Origin of the sequence: Microbacterium sp. Leaf436 (genome assembly GCF_001424715.1) — a bacterium.
Taxonomy (GTDB): domain Bacteria; phylum Actinomycetota; class Actinomycetes; order Actinomycetales; family Microbacteriaceae; genus Microbacterium.
This window is the reverse complement of the sequence record NZ_LMRB01000004.1, coordinates 486,571-505,626: the sequence shown is the minus strand read 5'-3', so window position 1 is coordinate 505,626 and position 19,056 is coordinate 486,571. Positions and strand designations below refer to the sequence as shown.

Sequence of the window (19,056 nt, the reverse complement as noted above, 5' to 3'; positions counted from 1 at the left end):
GCTTCGCCCGTGAAACCGCTGGGACATCCGCGTCGCCCCTCTCGATTCCTGACCATCCTCGCGACGCTCGCGTTCACGGCGAGCGCCCTCGTGCCCAGCGGCGTGGCCACGGCCGCGTCGGCGGTCGATGCGCCGCCGGCACCCGGGGCCGCCGCGTGCCGTGCGCCGGCGGGGGACAGCCCGCTTCGGGAGGGATTCCCCCTGCCGGCGAACGCGCTTCCCCCCTCGGGTTCCCCGGTGGTCGCGACGCTGTACGTCGACTTCGACGATGCGCCCGGAGACCCTCGGGAGATCCCCGGGATCGAGGAGACCCTCGACGTCTCGGTGACGGCGCTCGACGATGCTTCGCGCGGCGCGTTGACCCTTCAGCGACGGTCGCATCCCGTGTGGACGCGCCTGGCCGGATCCTCTGCCGAGTGGGAAGAGGGTCAGCAGGATCTCGCGAGTGCCGTCGCCGCCACCGACGACGTCGTCGACTTCTCGAACGTCGACGTGGTCTGGGTGGTCTGGACGACGAAGACCCCGCGCGATGCCTTCCGCTCTCACGCGGGCAACGACTACCAGGTCGTGGCCGACGGACGCACTCTGACGCACGGGGCGCTGCTGCGGCAGGTCGATCTCAACGGGGGCGGCCATTGGGTGCCCACGCACGAGATGGGTCACGTCCTCGGTCTGCCCGACCTGTACGACACGTCCAATGACGGGGCACCGTCCACGCGATGGACCGGGCCATGGGACCTGATGGGCTCGACAATCGGTCCGGGGCATGCGTACTTCGCCTGGCACCGATGGATGCTCGGCTGGGCGAGCGACGCACAGGTCGCCTGCGTGCTGCCCGGTGAGACGCGCACCGTGTCTCTCTCGCCGGTGCAGTCCGACGGCCCGACCCTGCTCGCCGCGGTGCGTCTCGACGCCTCGCGCGTGCTGACCGTCGAGTCCCGGCGCGCCGAGAAGTGGGACATCGGCATTCCCCACGAGGGCGTCCTCGTGTCCACCGTCGACGTGTCTCGCACGACGGGCGACGGCCCGATCCAGGTCGAGTTCGCCGATGGCCGGCATCCCGACGTCCGGAATGAGGCGACGCTGCTGGACGCCCCGCTGCGCGTCGGCGAGACGTACACGGATGCCGCGACGGGCGTCTCGATCCACCTGGACGGCACGGGCGCAGACGTCGATGTCGTGCGGGTGGACGCATCGTCGATCACTCCGCGGCCCGTGACCGCCACGAAGACGATCGCCACGTACCGGACCACGAACGACGGCGCGAAGATCATCCCGCTCCATGACCTCGTCACCCGCGACACGGGAGTGGATGCCGTCGCCTTCGGCGCGTTCGATCTGAGAGACGACGGCGCGTTCCTCAGGAATGGAGAGCCCTTCTTCGCCGACACCGACCCGGACGCACGGGCCGAGCTCGCCGAGGTCCGTGCTGCCGGGATCCCCGTCGTCGTGACCCTCGGCGGCGAGTCCGCGTCGATCTGGTCGGTGCTGAGCCAGGACTTCGACCGCTACTACGGGAACCTCCGCGGGTATCTGCAGATGAACTCGTTCGACGCCGTGGAGCTCGACATCCGCACGGACCTCGACACGGGCATGATCGTGCGATTGGTCGACGCTCTGCGCCGTGATCTCGGCCCGCTGTCCACAGTGTCGCTCGTCGGTGACGAGGCGGCGTTCGCGGGAGCAAGCGACTCGGCTCCCGACTATCCCGCCGTCGCGGCGGCGCGCGGCGACGACGTGGCGTGGTTCGCCCTTCGCCTCGCCTGCGACGCCGTGGTGACCGGCGACGACTACCGCCGGCTGGTCGCCCAACTGGAGATGCCGCCCGAGAAGGTCGTCCTGTCGGCCAGCACCTCGCCCGCTCTCTGCCCCGCGGGAAGCGCGTTCACCTCGCCCGACGAGCTCGCTCGATCGCTCCAGGACATCGTCGCTGCCGAGCCGCGGTTCGGCGGAGTCCGGGGGGACGAATACGCGGGGGCCCTTCCGGGCGGTGCGTCGGCACCGTGGCAGTGGTTCGCGATGATGACCGCCGCGATGAACGACCCCGCGCCGCGGCCGACGGTGTCTCCGCAGCCGACCGCGTCGCCGGATCCGACCGCGTCGCCGGAGCCGAGCGTCTCGCCTGAGCCGACGGCCTCCGCGGACCCGACCGCGTCGGCCGCCCCCGGCCGTCCGAGCGGGCTCGCCCAGAGTGGCACCGTGGTGTGGCTCGGGCTTCTTCCCGTCGCGGGAGCGATCATCGCCGCCGGCGTTCTGCTGGCCGCGCGGAGGCGTCGGACGACGAGCTGAGATCCGGTGCTGCTCTCTCCGCGAGGCAGGGAGAGCAGCACCGAATCGCGGCGGCGGATCGTCTCCGCCCGAAAACGAGACAAGGCCCGGTCGGAATTTCTTCCGGACCGGACCTCTACTGTCTCAACACAGTGTGCGCCCGAAGGGACTCGAACCCCTAACCTTCTGATCCGTAGTCAGATGCTCTATCCATTGAGCTACGGGCGCAGGGCCTCCGCGCGAAACGGCGCGCAGGCCGTGGTCAAGCATAGCCGCGACCCCGGGGCACGTCTAATCGGCCCCGAACGGCGTGCATCCCGGGCGTGGCGCACCGGTGACCACACGGTGTCGGACGGGACACGTACGCTGGCGACATGAGCGCCTACGTCTCCGCGTTCGAGCTGTTCTCCATCGGGATCGGACCCTCGAGCTCCCACACCGTCGGCCCCATGCGCGCGGCCGTCGATTTTGCCGCCCGGCTGCGCGCTCACGGCATCCTCGAGCGGGTGGCATCCGTCTCGTGCGCGCTTTACGGATCGCTCGGTGCGACCGGCATCGGCCACGGCACCCCCGACGCCGTCGTGGCGGGCCTGCAGGGCCTCGAGCCCGAGACCGTGGACCCGGATGCCGTTCGCCGCGCGTGGTCGGACTGGCCCGACGGGCGTTCCCTCCGCCTCGCCGGCGAGCACGAGATCCCGTTCGCGAAGAGCGATGTCGCCCTCGTGCCCCGGACGCGCCTTCCCGGGCATCCCAACGCCCTCACCCTCGTCGCGCGCGACGCCGACGGGGTCGTCCTCGTTGAGGAGACGTTCTACTCGATCGGCGGGGGCTTCATCCGCCGCGAGGGAGAACTGTCGGGTGTCGCGGCTGCGCCCATGCCGCTCGCCTTCGACGACGCGGCCACCCTGATCGAGCTGTGCGACGAGCGCGGCATCACCATCGCCGAAGCCGCGCGCCTCAACGAAGCGGCCCTGCGCTCCGACGACGAGATCGCCGCGGGCCTCGACCGCATCTGGGACGCCATGGCCACCTGCGTCGACGCCGGCCTGCGCAACGACGGGGTGCTCCCCGGCATCCTGAAGGTCAAGCGCCGAGCCGCCGTCATCCGAGGACAGTTGGATGCCATCGAGGCCGAGGGCCATCGAGAGTTGCCGGGGGAGTGGCTCGGGGCGTTCGCGCTCGCCGTGAACGAAGAGAACGCGGCCGGTGGTCGAGTCGTGACGGCGCCCACGAACGGCGCGGCTGGAATCCTTCCGGCGGTGGCGATGTACTGGTGGCGTTTCCTCGCCGACTCGGGACTGGGGGCGGGCAACGCCGTGACCCCCTACGGCGAGCTGGTGGGCAGCGCTCTTCTCGGGTACGACGGCCACGCCGTCACCCGCGGCGAGGTCGCCGCGTGGGACGACGGTGACGTGGCCGAGGCGAACCGTCGTCGTGGCATCCGCCGCTTCCTGCTCACCGCGACGGCCCTCGGCTCGCTCTTCAAAGCCAACGCGTCGATCTCGGGCGCCGAGGGCGGATGCCAGGCCGAGGTCGGCTCCGCGTGCGCGATGGCCGCGGGTGGTCTCACCGCCGTCATGGGTGGGACGAACCGGCAGATCGAGAACGCGGCCGAGATCGCGATGGAGCACCATCTGGGCCTGACGTGCGATCCGGTGGGTGGGCTCGTGCAGATCCCCTGCATCGAGCGCAACGCCATCGCCGCGTCGACGGCGGTCACCGCGGCGCGGCTCGCCCTGCGCGGCGACGGCTCGCACTACGTCTCGCTCGACGCCGTGGTCGAGACCATGCGCCAGACCGGCATCGACATGTCGACGAAGTACAAAGAGACCAGCGAGGGCGGCCTGGCGGTCAACGTCATCGAGTGCTGACGCCCGTGGCTCGGCTGGTCGCAGCGCGCCCACGGACCGGCCAGGAGGCCGCCGTCAGGCGGGGGCGCGCAGTTTCGCGGTGAGTGCCTGCAGCTGGGCGAGCTCGTCGTTGTCGAGGCGCGCCATGCGCGCGGCGATCGAGCGGCCGTGCGCGGCGGCGATGCCCCGGAACGTGACGGCGCCGGCTTCGGTGGCGGTCACGAGCGAGCCTCGACCGTCTTCGGGGTCGGCGCACTTGGTGAGCAGACCCCGCGTGACCATGCGCTCGACCAGGCGCGACACGCTCGGCTGGCTGATGAGCATGTTGCCCGTGACGTCGCGCAGGCGTGCCGTCATGTGCGGCGACCGCGTGACGGTGAGGAGCACGTCGTACTCGGCCTGCGTCAGCTCGGTGCTGTCGAAGTCGGACCGGATGTCTTCGAACACCTCGTGCTGTGCGCGGAAGAGGCTCTCCCACGCCTGCACGGCGAGACGTCGATCGGTCATGCATTCAGCGTAGAGGGAGGACGCCTCGGGAGGACGCGCTCTCGGGTCCGTCCTGTGGACAAAGAGTAAGGGCCGGTCGGAGAGGCTTCCGACCGGCCCTTGTCCCTGCACCAAGAGTGTCCTGCAATCACATGTCGGTAGCTGCCACAGCAAAACAACTACCGTGCGAGCACTCTATAACGACGAGATAACGGAAGGGAAGAGTTCGCCGTTATCTTTTCGTGATCGCGTTCGCCGGGGGGACTCCGGGTCGCAGCCGGATCCGCATCGGCTGCTTTTCGTCGTTCGACCGGAGCCTCCCTAGGCTGGTCGACGTGTCTTCGTCCGTTGCCGATCGTCGCGTGATGCTCGTCATCGGGTGGACGCGCATCCTGGTTGCCGTCGCGGTCGTGGGAGTCCTCCTCCTCACCTTCGCGGGACGCGTCGCCGTCGGAGACGACAATCCCTTCGACTACTTCGGCTACTTCACGAACCAGACCAGCCTGCTCACGAGCGGCGTGCTCATCGCGACGGGGGCTCTCATGGTTTCCGGCCGTCCCGCGCCGCGCTGGCTGACGAGCGCACGAGCCGTCGCCGTGGCGTGCCTCATCGTGGTCGCCGCGGTGTACAACGTGCTCGTGCCGGGGACGGGATCGGCGCCCGCCTGGGTGAGCGCGATCCTGCACGTGTTCTTCCCTCTCTTCGTCCTGGTCGACTGGCTGATCGTCGGAGACCGTCGCCCTGTGCCGTGGGGCACGTTGTGGATCGTGCTCCCCTACCCGCTTGCCTGGCTGACTGTCGTCCTCATCCGCGGAGTCACGGACGGCTGGGTGCCGTATGGGTTCCTGCTGCCGGAGCGGGGCGTCGTGTCTCTCGCCGGGTATTCGATCGGGATCCTCCTCGCGCTCGTCGTTGCGGGTGCCCTTGCGTGGGCGGGCTCGCGCGCACCCGGCGTCGTCCTGCGCGCCGGACCGACCCGCGACTAGCGAACGGGCGGGCGACTGCTCACGCGTCCGCGGTCGCTCCGTCCGGGGTGCGCGGTCGCGCGACGCCGAGGCTTCGGCATCCGGAACCACGCCGGACCGAGGACTCCGGTTGCACTCGTCGGATCGCTGAGATGCGCGGCATCGTCGAGACCGGATGCCGGGAGGCCGGGGTCAGCGTCCGCGCACGTGGTTCCACTGCGTGATGACCTCGGAGCCGTGCTCGAAGCCGAGTTCGCTGACCGCGGAGGTGCCGAGCACGAAGTAGCGACCGCCGGCGGCGGTGAGCCCGAGCCAGACGCCGGCCAGCGCGCGCAGGAAGTGCGAGTGCGAGAAGAGGAGAACCTGTTCGCCGGCGCGCACGCGGGGGCGGAGCTCGTCGAGAAGCGACGCCGCGCGTGCGGTCACCTGCTCGATGCTCTCGCCGGGGGTCGCGCCGGCCGGCGCCCCCGACTGCCAGATGGTCCAGGGACGGCCGAGCTGCTCGATGATCTCGGGCGTGGTGAGGCCCTCGTAAGCGCCGTAATCCCACTCGACCAGGCGGGGTTCGTGCTGCGCCCGCGGGAAGCCCGCCCGCCGCGCGGTTTCGACGGCGCGCTCGAGGGGGCTCGTCAGCACGAGGTCGTACCGGCGGGTCGCCAGCAGGGTGCCCGCGAGCTCGGCCTTGTATGCGCCGGTCTCGGTGAGCGGGATGTCGGTGAGCCCGGTGTGGCGACCGGTGCGGCTCCACTCGGTCTCGCCGTGGCGCACCAGAACGAGGCGTCCGTCGGGTTCGGTCAGGTCGTCGTCCTTCACGGAACCATCCTCGCGCGTGCGGAGCGGTCGCGGGAACGCCACGACCCGGGAAAGGACGAAGGGCCGGTCGAGAAAACCCGACCGGCCCTTTCCTGCACCAGAGTGTCCTGCAATCACATGTCGGTAGCTGCCACAGCAAAACAACTACCGTGCGAGCACTCTATAACGGTGGGGTAACGGAACGGAAGAGTCGGCCGTGATGATTCTGTTATTCATAGTTTTCCCAGGTTCGGGATGCCGGGTCGGCCGCCGCGTGCCCCGCTCCGGAGCCTGCGAAGATGGCCGCGTGCCCCACGACATCCGCCTCATCGCCGTCGACATGGACGGCACCCTTCTCGACGCGTCCGGGAACGTGCCCGAGACCCTCTGGGGTCTGCTCCCCAGGCTCGAAGAACGTGACGTGACGTTCGTGCCCGCGTCGGGACGCCAACTCGCCACCCTGCGCGCCACCTTCGGCGACGCGGCGGATGCCATGACCTTCATCGCCGAGAACGGCGCCTACGTCGTACGAGCCGGGGTGGAAGTGGCATCCGACGCCCTGGAACCCGCCGTCGTGGCGCGGGCCGTCCAGCGCCTGCGCCGCCTCTCCGCCGAGGGATACGATCTCGGCGTCGTGGTGTGCGGCAAGCGCTCCGCCTACATCGAGCGCACCGACGAGGCGTTCCGCTCCCAGGCCGCGATCTATTACGCCGCCCTCGAGATCGTCGACGACGTGCTGGCGATCGACGACGACGTCCTGAAGATCGCCGTGTACGACTTCGCGCTCGCCGAGGACAGCGTCGGACGCGCGCTCGACGAGATCGCCGAGACCCATCGCGTCGTCGTATCGGGACAGCACTGGGTCGACATCATGAATCCCGGCGTCGACAAGGGCGTCGCCCTGCGCCGTCTGCAGGCGGCCCTCGACGTCACCCCCGCGCAGACCGTCGCGTTCGGCGACTACCTCAACGACCTCGAGATGCTGGATGCCGCCGACTGGTCGTTCGCCATGCACAACGCCCACCCCGACGTCGTCGCCCGCGCGCGTCACCGGGCTCCGTCGAACGTCGACCACGGCGTGATCACGACGATCGAGGATCTGCTCGCCGGCTGATCGACGGGGCTGATCGACTCAGCGCGCGGTCGCGTCCAGCGCGGCGGAGAGATCCGCCATCAGGTCGTCGGCGTCTTCCAGGCCGACCGACAGGCGCAGGTGACCGTAACGCCGGAACTCCTCGGGGTAGGTCGCGGTCCGGGGTCCCCCGGCCGCGGTGTGCACGATCAGGCTGTCCTCGTGTCCGAGCGAGAATCCCGACGTGATCAGACGCAGGTGCGACACGAACCGGTTCTGCGCGGCGGGGTCGCCCTCGACGGCGAACGCCATCATGCCGCCGAACTCTCGACCGCCGAACTGCCGAGCGGCCACCTCGTGCTGCGGATGCGACGCCAACCCGGGGTACGCGACGAACGCCACCCGCGGATCGGCCTCGAGCATCTCGGCCACCCGCTGCGCCGACGCGAAGTGCTGACGCAGTCGAAGCGGCAGCGTCACCGACCCGCGTTGGATCATCCAGGCGTTGAAGGGTGAGATGACGCCGCCCACGTCGACCATCGCGTCGCCCTTGATCGGGTCGATGAGATCGGTGCGTCCGATCACGGCCCCGCCCATGGCATCGCCGTGTCCGTTGATGTACTTCGTCAACGAGTGCACGACCAGATCGGCGCCGTCGGCCAGCGGGCGGTAGAACGGCGGCGGCGTGAAGGTCGAATCGACCATCAGGATCGCCCCGGCCGCGTGCGTGATCTCGGCGAGCATCGCGATGTCGGCGACCTTCGTGGTCGGGTTGGCGATGGCCTCGACGCACACGAGACGCGTCTCGGGGCGCAGGGCGGCGCGAACGGCATCCGGATCCGTCACATCGACGAAGGTCGCGTGGATGCCGTACCGCTCGGGAAGCAGTTCGGTCCAGAGTCGCCAGGTCGCCTCGTAGACGACGTCGCTGACGACGACGTGATTGCCCACCCTCACGTGGGTGAAGAACACGGCGTGCAGAGCGGCGACGCCCGAAGCGAGGACCACCGCCGCCTCGCCCCCGTCGAGAGCGGCGAGCTTCGCCTCGAGCGCGGCCTGGTTCACCCCGGTGTTGCGGGTGTACAGGCCCGGCTCGTACGCCGACCAGCTGATCTCGCTCGGATCGTCGGGCAGGGCGAACGAGTTCGACATGACCAGCGGCGTCCTCAGCGCGCGAGTGCTGTCGAGCATCTTCCCGCCGTGGACGGCCAGGCTCGCCTCTCCCAGTGAGTGGGCGTCGGTGCGATCGGGGCGCGTGGTCATCTCGGAGTCCTTCCCGTCCGCGCCGACGAGGGAGCGGCACCGCCTCAGCGTAGTGAGCGCGGTCGTGTCGGCGGCATCCATTACTCTGACCTGCGGCGCCCGCGAGTCCCGTCTGCCACCGGCTCGAGCACGAATGCGAGAACACCCATGAACCGACCCACGGGTCAGCCCCTCGAGCGGTCCGGTGCGGGCACGCCCGAACGCCACCTGCGGCGGGCGATGGATGCGCGCCACCTGGTGATGATCGCCCTCGGCGGCGTCATCGGGTCGGGACTCTTCCTCAGCTCGGGCTACACGATCCACCAGGCCGGTCCGCTGGGCGCCGTGCTCGCGTACCTGCTCGGTGCCTTCGTCGTCTGGCTGGTCATGGTGTGCCTGGGCGAGCTCGCGGTCGTCTATCCCGTCTCGGGGTCCATCCACATCTACGCGGCACGCACCATGGGGCCGGCGACCGGCTTCGTGACGGCGTGGCTGTACTGGCTGTGCTGGGTGGTCGCCCTCGGGTCGGAGTTCACGGCATCCGGAATCCTCATGCAGCGCTGGTTCCCCACGGTCGACGTCTGGGTGTGGTGCCTGGTGTTCGCCGGCATCCTGTTCACGCTCAACGCGATCTCGGCGCGCGTGTTCGGTGAGACCGAGTTCTGGTTCGCACTCATCAAGGTGGTCGCGATCCTGGCGCTGATCGTGCTCGGCACGATGGCGATCTTCGGCTTCACGCCCCTGTCGACCACCCCTCACGAGGCCGTGCTCCTGAGCAACTTCGTGACCCCCGAGGGGCTGCTCCCCGCGGGTCTCGGCGGCGTGCTCATCACCTCTCTCGCGGTGTTCTACGCCTTCAGCGGTGCCGAGCTCGTCGGCGTCGCCGCGGGCGAGACCAAAGACCCGGGTCGCAACATCCCCCGGGCGCTCCGCTCGACCGTGCTGCGCCTGCTCGTGCTGTTCGTCTGCTCGATCACCGTCATCGCGGCCCTGCTGCCCTCCGAGAAGGCCGGGCTCAGTTCGAGTCCGTTCGTCGACGTCTTCGAGTACGTCGGTGTGCCCTACGCAGCCGACATCATGAACTTCGTCGTCATCACCGCGCTGCTCTCGGTGGGCAACAGCGGTCTGTATTCATGTGCGCGCATGCTGTTCTCGCTCGCCGAAGAGGGCTACGCGCCCCGCTCGTTCACGCGCCTCACCCGCCGCGGCATCCCGTTGGTCGCGCTGATCGTGAGCTTGGCCATCGGCCTGGTCTCGCTGATCTCCAGCGTGATCGCCGCCGAGACGGTGTACCTCGTGCTCGTGTCGATCGCCGGTTTCGCGGCGGTCGCGGTGTGGATGTCGATCGTGGCCGCGCAGTTCTTCCACCGCCGGGCGTTCCTGCGCGCGGGCGGAGACCTGTCGAGCCTGGCCTACCGCACACCGCTGTATCCGCTGGTGCCGATCCTCGCCTTCGTGCTGCTCACCGCGTCGATCGTGGCGATCGCCTTCGACCCGCAGCAGGTCGCGGCGCTGTACTTCGGCCTCCCGTTCGTGGGGCTCTGCTACCTGTTCTTCTGGTGGCGTTACGGTCGTCGGGGCGTCAAGCCCGCGGCGCTCGACGAAGAGGCGCCCGCGTCCTGACCCCGCTCGGCGGCCCGTGACGGCGTGCGGGCGCCCTCTGCTCGGTGGAGGGGTCGTCGTGCTTCGCGCGGACGCGCACTCCTGTACACGGTGTCCACCCGCATGCCAGGTACGCTCCGGCGAGGCGGATGCCAGCGGCTCTCCGCCCGCAGTACGGTCGCGGGAAGTCGGGTCGAGCGATCGGCCTGGAACGGGGGAGGACGCATGGACACTGTCGACACGATCGTCGTCGGCGCGGGGATCTCGGGCCTCGCCGCGGCGCGTCTGCTGGCCCGCGCCGGCCGCCGGGTCGTCGTGCTCGAGGCACGCGATCGGATCGGTGGGCGCGTCTTCTCGGACCGCTCGCACGGGCACGTCACCGACCGCGGGGCCTCGTGGATCCACGGCATCGACGACAGCCCGGTCGCCGAGGCCGCCCGCGCGTTCGGCATGCCGATGAGGGAGTTCACCGTCGGGGGATACCAGCCCGACAGCCGCCCGCTGGCCTACTTCGACGCCGACGGCGAGCGACTCGACGACGACGCGGTGCGGCGGTACGCCGACGACATCCGCACGCTGAACGCCGCCCTCGTCGAGATCATCGCCGACGCCGATCCGGATGCCACCTACGCCGACGTCGTCGAGACGGCGCTCGCCGCACAGGATTGGGATGCCGAACGGACGGAACGCGTGCGCGAGTACAACGACCGCCGCGCCCAGGAGCAGTACGGCATCGGCATGGACGCCCTCGGCGCCCACGGCCTCGACGACGACACCGTCAACGGTGACGAGGTCGTGTTCCCGCACGGGTACGACGAACTCGCCCGGAACTTCGCCGACGGCCTCGACGTGCGCCTCGGACACCTCGTCTCGCGGGTGCATTGGTCGCCCGAGGGCGTGCGGGTCGACACCGACCACGGCACCTTCGCCGCCGCCCGGGCCGTCGTCACCGTTCCGGTCGGGGTGCTGCACGCCGGCGACGTCGTGTTCGAGCCCGAGCTTCCCGCTCCTCATCGCCGCGCCCTGGACCTCGTGCGCATGAACGCCTTCGAGAAGGTCGTGCTGCGTTTCGACGAAAGATTCTGGGATGCCGGGGTCTACGGCATCCGTCAACTCGGCGACGAGGGGGAGTGGTGGCACTCCTGGTACGACATCGGGCGACTCCACGACGAGCACGCGCTGCTCACCTTCGCGGCGGGCCCGGCCGCCGTCGCGACGCGGGAGTGGACCGATGCCGAGATCGTCGCCTCGACCGTGGCGCAGCTGCGGCGCCTGTACGGCGATGTCGTCGCGGAACCGACCAGCGCCATCGTGACGCGCTGGCAGGACGACCCGTTCTCGCGGGGTTCCTACGCGTACATGCTGCCGGGATCGGTCGGTGCCGACCACGACGATCTCGCCGAGCCCGTCGGCGGGGTGCTGCACCTCGCGGGGGAGGCGACCTGGGGCGACGATCCGGCCACCGTCCCCGGCGCGATGCTGTCGGGCCATCGCGCCGCGCAGAACGTGCTCGGTCACGACATCCCGGTGAGTGATCTCTGGGCTTAGCCCGTCGGCGGCGCCGGTCTCAGCGCGGTGCGGGTCCCGTCTGCACCGGCAGCTCCGGGTGGTTCGACCACTGGCTCCACGACCCCGGGAACACGCGCGACTCGAACCCGGCCAGGGTCAGCGCCACCGCCTGGTGGGCCGCCGTCACGCCGGAGCCGCAGTACACGCCCACCGACATGCCGTCCTCGGCGCCGAGCATGCGGAACCGCGACCGCAACGCGTCGGGAGTGTGGAAACGCCCGTCGGCGTCGACGTTCTCGGTCGTCGGCGCACTGATCGCCCCGGGAATGTGTCCCGCCCGCGGGTCGATCGGCTCCACCTCGCCGCGGTAGCGCTCCGCGGCGCGCGCGTCGAGCAGCAGGGAATCGTCGGCGAACGCGCCCACCTCGCCCAGCTCGAGCGACGGCAGCGCGCCGTAGGCGAGGTCGATGTCGCCCGGCGTCGGGATGACGGCATCCCCGGTCTCGCGGTCGAATCCGGCCTCGGTCCAGGCCCGCCACGCCCCGTCGAGCAGGCGCACGTCGGCGACGCCCGCGAACCGCAGCAGCCACCACGCGCGGGCACTGGACATGTTCTTCAGGTCGTCGTAGACGACGACCGTGTCGCCGGCGTCGATGCCCCACCGTCGGGCGGCGTTCTGCAACGCCTCGACGGGAGGGAGCGGATGCCGGCCCTCGGTCGCCGCTCCGTGCGCGGCGAGATCGTGGTCGAGGTCGACGTACTGCGCCCCCGGGATGTGGCCGGCGCGGTAATCCGGCCGTCCGTCCGGACGATCGAGGCGCCAGCGTACGTCGAGGACGCGCACGGGACCGCCGTCGGGGAACGCGCCGGCCGAGAGGGCGGCCTGCAGGTCGGACGCGGTGACGAGGATGCGGCTCATTCCTCCAGTATGCGAGTGCCGGGCCCGTGTCATTCGGTCCCCGCCGTACGCGGGGTGGCGCCATCGGCGACGCGCGCGCGGGCGCCGTCGTGTCGCGCGCCGACGGGGATGATCGAGGTCGCCCGGGGCAACCCCATCGCGGGGGTGTCGACGTAGATCGACTCCGCCCGTTCGACCACGTACGTCTCGTGCCAGATGCCCACGGCGCCCTCGGCCGTGCGTGCCCGCTTGTTGAACCGCGACCACGCGGCGCGGTGGGCCTGCCCCGGCGCCGACGCGTACGAGTAGAGCTTCTCGAGCGACGACCAGTACTGCACGAGGTACGGGCCCCGCGCACCCAGCAGGACGGTGAAGCCCTTCAGTCCCGATTCGGGGTCGGTGCTCAGCTCGCGCAGCATCGGGCCCATCTCGCCGAGGATCGGCATCCATTTGTCGGGGCGGTACCAGCGGTTGATCGTCATGCCGATGTGGAAGACGACGAGTTCGCCCTCGTGGTGGTGGGTCATGCGACCGCGGAGAAGGGATGCCATGGCTCGTCCTTACTGGATAGTGGTGCTATCTAGTGTTGGATAGTCTTGCTATCGAGTCAAGGGGGAAGTGATGCGCATCTCGGAATTGGCGATGACGAGTGGGGTCTCCGTCCCGACGATCAAGTACTACCTCCGCGAGAAGCTCCTGCCCGAGGGGGAGCGCACCTCGCCCACGCAGGCCTCGTACGGCGAGGCCCACCTGCAGCGCCTCGGGGTGATCCGTGCCCTCGTCGACGCGGGAGTCGGGATCGCGGGCGTGCGCCGCGTCGTCACGGTGCTCGAGGATCCGCCGCAGAACCCTTACGACCTGCTCGGCGCCGCCAACGCCGCGGTGACCCCCGAGATCACCGCGGATGTCGACCTCACCGAGGCCACCGCGCTGCTCGTGCGCATGGGAGGAAGCCCTGAGAAATGCTTCCCCGACCAGATCGCGGCCGTGGCCCATGCCTTGGCCGCTCTGGATCGCGCCGGGTTCACGGTGCCGGAATCGGTGATGTCGGCGTACGTCGAACATCTGTCGGCGATCGGCGAGGCCGAGCTCGCCGCGACGCCCGACGCCTCCATCGAGGACGCGGTGCGCTATGTCGTGCTGGGAACGGCGCTGGTCGAACCGCTCGTGCTGGCCCTTCGGCGGGTGGCGGAGCAGATCGCCGCCTCGCGACGGTTCGGCACCGGCTGACTCGTACCGCGCGTGCGGCGGCCGGGTCGTCGCGCCCGCGCGTCAGCCGTTCGGATTCGTCGCCGCGCCGTCGAGCCAGAGCGTGTCGCTCGCATCGCCGTGGGCGCCGGCCCGACCGACGTGGGCGTCGGAGATTCTCGGCCCCTTCGTGATGACGTGCACGAGCGCCATCCCGTGACCGCGACCGAGGTCGTAATCGTCTTTGAGCCACTGCAGGATGGGCGTCGCCTTCGTGCCGGCGCCGAAGCCTCGTTGCTCGGCGAGGGCGACGAACTGTCGCGGGGTGAGGCCCGTCTTGGTCTCGATGTTGTCGAGGTACGACTGGAAGGACATGACCGGAGGTTAGCGTCCGCCTCCGACATCGGTCCAGGCCCGTCGAGCCGCCCCGGGACGACGCCGCGGTGCGCCCGCCCCGGGGGCCCGGCGCGACGATGTCGGGCGCCCGCGATACGGTCGGACGATGGCCGTCATCCTGCACCGGGCGCCCGTCGCCGAGATCGACCCCCGCACCCTCTACCGCATCCTCTGGCTGCGCGTGGCGGTGTTCGTCGTCGAGCAAGAGGCCGCGTACCCCGAGATCGACGGCCGAGACATCGAAGAGGGGGCGGAGCTGCTCTGGGCGACCGAGGGCGACGACGTCCTGGCGACCCTCCGCCTGCTCCGTGAGCCCGCCAACACGCGCATCGGTCGCGTCGCCACCGCGAACGCCGCGCGCGGACGCGGTATCGCGGCCGACCTCATGCGCGCCGCCGTCGACGTGCTCGACGCCGAGGCTCCCGGCATCCCGATCCTGCTCGACGCGCAGGCGCACCTCGCCCCCTGGTACGCCCGCTTCGGCTTCGTCGTGTCGGGGCCGCCGTTCGCCGAAGACGGTATTCCGCACCTGCCCATGCGGCGCACCCGCCTCGCCACCGATCGCCTGGTGCTGCGCGACTGGACCCGCTCCGACGAGGACCGCGCGTTCCTGTTCGACATGTACCGCCGGCCCGAGGTGCGGCGGTACCTCGGCACCGGAGACGTGATGACCGACACTGCCGAGGTCGACGCCCTGCTCGATCGTTGGGTCGGTCTGGCCGACGGCATCCTGGGGGTGCGTGCCGTCGAGACGACCGACGGTCGACGCCTCGGCTCGGTGCTGCTGAAGCGCATCCCGTGGTCGTCCGGGGCGGGCGACGGTCGGCCCGAAGACATCGAGATCGGTTGGCACTTCCACCCCGACGCGTGGGGGGCCGGCTACGCCACCGAAGCGGCCTCGGCCGTGCGCGCGCTCGCCGAACGCCAGGGGATCCGTGGTCTCGTCGCGGTGACGAACCCGGCGAACACCGCGTCGGGTGCGGTCGCCGAACGCATCGGCCTGCGCCCGGCGGGCGAGACGCGCGACTACTACAACGCCGCCTGCGCCCTGTACGTCGGGCTCGGCGGCGACGCGTGAGGTTCCGTCCGCTCGTCACCACCGCACTCGCCCTCGTCTGCGTGGTCGTGCTCGCGGGGTGCGACCTGCGGTTCTCGCTCGGTTTCGGTACGGGATCCGACGGCTCGTTCGATGGGGACGAGCTGACGGTCCCGGTGCTGCACGCCCACGGCGCAAAGGGCGGCGTCACCTCCCAGCGCATCACCGCGGCCTCGGCCGACGGCGGCGATTTGAGCATCGACATCACCGAGAACGACGTCTCGGGGGTCGCCCCCGTCACCCAGTCCGCGACCTGGACCGCCGTCGCCGCGGCGACGCTGCTCACGGGCGCCCGTCCCGACACCGCCTACACCTTCGGCCTCGACGCGCGCATCGACACTCCCGGGGCCGGCGCCGTCACCGCGGTCGGGGTGCTGGCGCTGTACTACGGCACCGAGGTGCAGCCCGGGGTCGCGCTCGCCGGTGGGGTCACCCCCTTCGGAACGGTGAGCCCCGTCGCCGGACTGCCGGAGCAGGTGTCGGCGGCGATCGAGGCCGGCGGAATCGACACGATCCTCGTGCCCGCGGGGCAGCGCATCGCGGTCGACGCCGACGGGGCGGCCGTCGACCTCGACCAGCTCGCGGCGACGGGCGGAATGACGATCGCCGAGGTCGCCGACGTCGCGAGCGCCTACGCGGTCATGACCGGCGAAGACCTTCCCGAGGCGGCGTTCCCCACCCCGGCTGCCTCGCCGACGCCGCTGCCCAGCGCGACGGAGGGCTCCGAGTCGCTCGCCGACGCACCCGGGTCGGAGGCCATCGCCGCCGCCGTCGACGACGCGCGAGCGCGGGCCGACACCGCCCTCGCTGCAACGGTCGACGACGCCCGGGCGGTACCCGCGCGAGCGGCCCTCGCCCGCGCGCAGACTCTGCGCGAGGCGGGCGACGAGGCCGGCGCGCTGTCGGCCGCGGTGGCGGCGGCCGACCTCGCCGCGGTCGCGGCGGCCTCCGCGGTCTCGGTCGAGGACGCGATGGCATCCGCCGCGGCGACGCGCGCGGCGGCCGTCGAGCTCCTCGCGACGTGGGCCCAGAACCCGCCCGACACCCTCGACGCGGCCGACCTCGCCCTCGAGGGCATCGGCGCCGCGGCCGAGGCGTACGCGCTGGCCGGGTACGCCGGCAGCGCCCTGGCGGAGCAGCCTGCGTCCGACGACACCGACGCCGGCGGCCTCGAGGGGGGACGCACCGCCTCGGCGCTGGCATTGTCGTCGCTGGCGACGGCGCAGGCGAACATCGACCGTCGCGACGTCGCCGACGACGGTGCGGGAGCGCTCGACCGTGACGCCGACCTCGACGGTCTCGCGTCGCTCCTGCGTCGCGCGGCGATCGCGGCCTCCGACGCCTACGACGCGCGAGCCGGAGACGGTCCCGTCGCCGCCGATGATCTGGCCGCCCTCCGTTCCCGAGCGCTCGCGGCGTCGCGCGACGACCTCGCGGCGCTCGCCGGCGACGACGGCAGCTGGCTCGCCGTGGCGATCGCGACGACGTCGTTCGCGCGCAGTACCCCACCGCTGCTGGCGCAATCCCGCGTCCGCGTCCCCGACGGGGTCGACCCGGCCGTCGCCGTGCAGCAGCGGATCGCGGTGGGCGACGAGTACGCCGTGCGCGCGGTCGAGGCGCTCGCCGACGCCGGCGCCGCGGTGCCTCTCGTGCGTGGAGCGCTCGCGGACGCGACCGCCACCGCCGTCGCGTCGCCCACGCCGGGCGCCTCGACGGTCTACGCCACCCCGTTCCTGCGGGCCCGCGTGCTGGCGTTCGCCGCCGGGGTGGAGCGCGACTGAGTCGATGACCGGCCGCGTGATCGGCCGAGTCCCACGTCAGTGCGGAGCGTGGTACTCGGCGGTGCCGCGCTTCCAGTAGCCCTTCACGACGGTGGCGGCGGGGTCGCCCGACCACCGGTCGAGAAGCAGGGCGCGCCCCGCGCGGACGATCGCCTGCTCCGCCGCGACGAAGCCGAACACGCACCCGTCGGGCTGCTCCTCGATGTCGAGCGCGTCGAGCCAGTCGGCGAGCTCCGCGCCGGGTGCGCGATCGCCGCGGTGCACCTGCACGACCTCCACTCCCGCGGGAGCGGCGACCGGGAGGTCGTGCGCGGCGTCGGGCACCTCGATCGCGATACGGCCCACGGCGTCGTCGTCCATCGCCGCCGCGAAGCGACGGATCGCCGGAACGGCCGTCTCGTCGCCGGCGAGCAACCACGCATCCGGTCGCCCGACCAGCACCAGGGATCCGCGGGGTCCGCCGACGCCCGCCGGGGCGCCGAGGGGAGCGTGCTCGGCCCACCGGCTGCCGACGCCGTTCGCGTGCAGGGCGACGTCGATGTCGAGCCAGCCCGCCGCGGCATCCCAGCTCACCGGCGTGTACTCGCGGTTGGGGGAGTCGCGCAGGTCGTCGGTGGGCGTGGCCGGGAAGAACACGCGGATGTGATCGTCGGCCCCCGGGGAGTCGAATCCGCGCAGCTCGGCGCCTTCCAGGCGCAGGCGCACGTACGCCGGGGTCAGGAAGGTGCGGCGCGCGAGGGTCGCCCTGCGGAAAACCAGCTCGTGACGGCGGGGCTCCAGACGGGCTCCAAGGGTCGGGTTCGACATCTTCACAAAGCTAAGGCTAACCTAACTTCTCGACCCGTCTCGGCATTCCCGTCGCGGCTCGAACCGACACAGCACTGGAGAGATTCGCATGAGTACCCGCCTGTTCCGTCCCCTCGCCGCCGCCTCCCTGGTGGCCACCCTCGCGCTCACCGGCTGCGCCGCGGGTGCTGCCGCCCCCGGCGACACCCCGGCCGCCGCGACCACCGTCACGGTCGAGGACAACCACGGCTCGATCGAGGTGCCCGTCGCTCCCGAGCGCGTGGTCGCGCTCGACAACACGACGTTCCAGACGCTCAGCGACTGGGGTGTCACGCTCGTCGCTGCGCCCAAGCCGCTCATGTACGACCTGTGGCCCTCGCTGTCGGGCGGCGACGAGGTGCTCGATGTGGGTCTGCACCGCGAGCCCGACATCGAAGCCGTCCTGTCGGCCGAGCCCGACCTCATCGTCGGGGGCTACCGCTTCCGTGAGATCTACGCGCAGCTGAAGGACATCCAGCCCGCGACGATCGAGACGAGCCCGCGCGACGGTCAGGATCACATGACCGAGCTGAAGCGTCAGACGGCCATCCTCGGCCAGGTGTTCGACAAGAACGACGAGGCCACCCGGCTCTCCGCCGATCTGGATGCCGCGATCGCCGACGCCCGTGCGGCCTACGACCCGTCGCAGAGCGTCATGGGCCTCATCACCTCGGGCGGCAAGATCGCCTACGCCGCGCCCGGCGAGGGTCGGGGCGTCGGCACGCTGTTCCCGACGCTCGGCCTGACCCCCGCGCTCGAGCGCTCCGCCGAGGATGCGTCGCACGGCGACGACATCAGCGTCGAGGCCATCGCCGCGGCGAACCCGGAGTGGCTCTTCGTGCTCGACCGCGACGCGATGTTCGGCGAAGACGGCTACGTCTCGGCGAAGGACCTCATCGAGAACGCCGAAGCGCTGAAGAACGTCCCCGCCGTCCAGAAGGACCAGGTCGTCTACCTCGACGGCAGCTTCTACCTCGACGAGGGCATCCAGGCGTACACGAAGCTCTACCGTTCGGCCGCCGAGGCCTTCGCCTCCTGAAGCCCGACCCCACCCCCGCTCGCGCGACGGGTCGAGAATCCGACCCC

Annotated in this window: 17 protein-coding genes and 1 tRNA gene; 10 read left to right on the top strand and 8 right to left on the bottom strand. The window is 71.1% G+C overall.

Annotated features, from left to right (window positions below; genetic code table 11):
• Positions 1–9 precede the first annotated feature (9 nt).
• Positions 10–2,289 carry a hypothetical protein gene (locus ASG45_RS14720; protein ID WP_055839231.1) on the top strand — a complete coding sequence of 760 codons (2,280 nt, stop codon included), beginning with the start codon at positions 10–12 and terminating at the stop codon, positions 2,287–2,289.
• A gap of 134 nt (positions 2,290–2,423) precedes the next feature.
• Here the strand turns inward: ASG45_RS14720 and ASG45_RS14715 are convergent.
• Positions 2,424–2,496 (bottom strand) — tRNA-Arg (locus ASG45_RS14715).
• Between the two features lie 146 nt (positions 2,497–2,642).
• Between ASG45_RS14715 and ASG45_RS14710 the strand changes: the two genes are divergently transcribed.
• Positions 2,643–4,139 carry an L-serine ammonia-lyase, iron-sulfur-dependent, subunit alpha gene (locus tag ASG45_RS14710; protein WP_055839228.1) on the top strand — a complete coding sequence of 499 codons (1,497 nt, stop codon included), beginning with the start codon at positions 2,643–2,645 and terminating at the stop codon, positions 4,137–4,139.
• Positions 4,140–4,193: 54 nt separating this feature from the next.
• On the opposite strand, the gene ASG45_RS14705 is transcribed toward ASG45_RS14710, so the two are convergent.
• Positions 4,194–4,625 carry a MarR family winged helix-turn-helix transcriptional regulator gene (locus ASG45_RS14705; protein WP_055839225.1) on the bottom strand — a complete coding sequence of 144 codons (432 nt, stop codon included), beginning with the start codon at positions 4,623–4,625 and terminating at the stop codon, positions 4,194–4,196.
• Between the two features lie 314 nt (positions 4,626–4,939).
• Between ASG45_RS14705 and ASG45_RS14700 the strand changes: the two genes are divergently transcribed.
• Positions 4,940–5,590 (top strand): Pr6Pr family membrane protein, encoded by a 651-nt coding sequence (locus ASG45_RS14700; protein WP_235561636.1) that lies wholly within the window; start codon positions 4,940–4,942, stop codon positions 5,588–5,590.
• 171 nt (positions 5,591–5,761) lie between these two features.
• On the opposite strand, the gene ASG45_RS14695 is transcribed toward ASG45_RS14700, so the two are convergent.
• Positions 5,762–6,382, bottom strand: coding sequence for a histidine phosphatase family protein (locus ASG45_RS14695; RefSeq protein WP_055839222.1), 621 nt, complete (start codon positions 6,380–6,382; stop codon positions 5,762–5,764).
• Positions 6,383–6,668: 286 nt separating this feature from the next.
• On the opposite strand from ASG45_RS14695, the gene ASG45_RS14690 reads away from it, so the two are divergent.
• Positions 6,669–7,475 (top strand): Cof-type HAD-IIB family hydrolase, encoded by an 807-nt coding sequence (locus ASG45_RS14690; protein WP_268773581.1) that lies wholly within the window; start codon positions 6,669–6,671, stop codon positions 7,473–7,475.
• Positions 7,476–7,493: 18 nt separating this feature from the next.
• Here ASG45_RS14690 and ASG45_RS14685 read toward each other — a convergent pair whose 3' ends face one another.
• Positions 7,494–8,696: a trans-sulfuration enzyme family protein gene (locus ASG45_RS14685; RefSeq protein WP_055839219.1), complete on the bottom strand. Its 1,203-nt coding sequence runs from the start codon at positions 8,694–8,696 to the stop codon at positions 7,494–7,496.
• A gap of 147 nt (positions 8,697–8,843) precedes the next feature.
• Here ASG45_RS14685 and ASG45_RS14680 point away from each other — a divergent pair, with 147 nt between their 5' ends.
• Together ASG45_RS14680 and ASG45_RS14675 are read left to right on the top strand one after the other, a co-directional pair.
• Positions 8,844–10,298 carry an amino acid permease gene (locus ASG45_RS14680; RefSeq protein ID WP_055839216.1) on the top strand — a complete coding sequence of 485 codons (1,455 nt, stop codon included), beginning with the start codon at positions 8,844–8,846 and terminating at the stop codon, positions 10,296–10,298.
• A 204-nt stretch (positions 10,299–10,502) separates the two neighbouring features.
• The gene (locus tag ASG45_RS14675) at positions 10,503–11,825 is read left to right on the top strand and encodes a flavin monoamine oxidase family protein (protein WP_055839213.1); all 1,323 of its coding nucleotides are present in this window, start codon (positions 10,503–10,505) and stop codon (positions 11,823–11,825) included.
• Between the two features lie 19 nt (positions 11,826–11,844).
• Here ASG45_RS14675 and ASG45_RS14670 read toward each other — a convergent pair whose 3' ends face one another.
• Together ASG45_RS14670 and ASG45_RS14665 are read right to left on the bottom strand one after the other, a co-directional pair.
• Positions 11,845–12,705, bottom strand: a complete 861-nt coding sequence (locus ASG45_RS14670; RefSeq protein ID WP_055839210.1) for a sulfurtransferase — start codon at positions 12,703–12,705, stop codon at positions 11,845–11,847.
• A 29-nt stretch (positions 12,706–12,734) separates the two neighbouring features.
• Positions 12,735–13,235 carry a DUF4188 domain-containing protein gene (locus ASG45_RS14665; protein ID WP_055839208.1) on the bottom strand — a complete coding sequence of 167 codons (501 nt, stop codon included), beginning with the start codon at positions 13,233–13,235 and terminating at the stop codon, positions 12,735–12,737.
• Positions 13,236–13,305: 70 nt separating this feature from the next.
• On the opposite strand from ASG45_RS14665, the gene ASG45_RS14660 reads away from it, so the two are divergent.
• The gene (locus ASG45_RS14660; protein ID WP_055839598.1) at positions 13,306–13,914 is read left to right on the top strand and encodes a MerR family transcriptional regulator; all 609 of its coding nucleotides are present in this window, start codon (positions 13,306–13,308) and stop codon (positions 13,912–13,914) included.
• 42 nt (positions 13,915–13,956) lie between these two features.
• On the opposite strand, the gene ASG45_RS14655 is transcribed toward ASG45_RS14660, so the two are convergent.
• Positions 13,957–14,247 (bottom strand): DUF4287 domain-containing protein, encoded by a 291-nt coding sequence (locus ASG45_RS14655; protein ID WP_055839205.1) that lies wholly within the window; start codon positions 14,245–14,247, stop codon positions 13,957–13,959.
• Positions 14,248–14,374: 127 nt separating this feature from the next.
• Between ASG45_RS14655 and ASG45_RS16755 the strand changes: the two genes are divergently transcribed.
• Complete coding sequence (locus ASG45_RS16755) at positions 14,375–15,346, top strand: GNAT family N-acetyltransferase (protein WP_156459473.1); 972 nt, start codon at positions 14,375–14,377, stop codon at positions 15,344–15,346.
• Positions 15,343–17,145: a S16 family serine protease gene (locus ASG45_RS14645; protein ID WP_055839202.1), complete on the top strand. Its 1,803-nt coding sequence runs from the start codon at positions 15,343–15,345 to the stop codon at positions 17,143–17,145. Before ASG45_RS16755 ends, ASG45_RS14645 begins: the two co-directional genes overlap by 4 nt.
• A 36-nt stretch (positions 17,146–17,181) precedes the next feature.
• On the opposite strand, the gene ASG45_RS14640 is transcribed toward ASG45_RS14645, so the two are convergent.
• Positions 17,182–17,952 carry a siderophore-interacting protein gene (locus tag ASG45_RS14640; protein ID WP_055839594.1) on the bottom strand — a complete coding sequence of 257 codons (771 nt, stop codon included), beginning with the start codon at positions 17,950–17,952 and terminating at the stop codon, positions 17,182–17,184.
• An 88-nt stretch (positions 17,953–18,040) separates the two neighbouring features.
• On the opposite strand from ASG45_RS14640, the gene ASG45_RS14635 reads away from it, so the two are divergent.
• A complete protein-coding gene (locus ASG45_RS14635) occupies positions 18,041–19,009 on the top strand; it encodes a siderophore ABC transporter substrate-binding protein (protein WP_055839198.1) in 969 nt (322 codons plus the stop codon).
• The last annotated feature ends 47 nt before the right edge of the window (positions 19,010–19,056 follow it).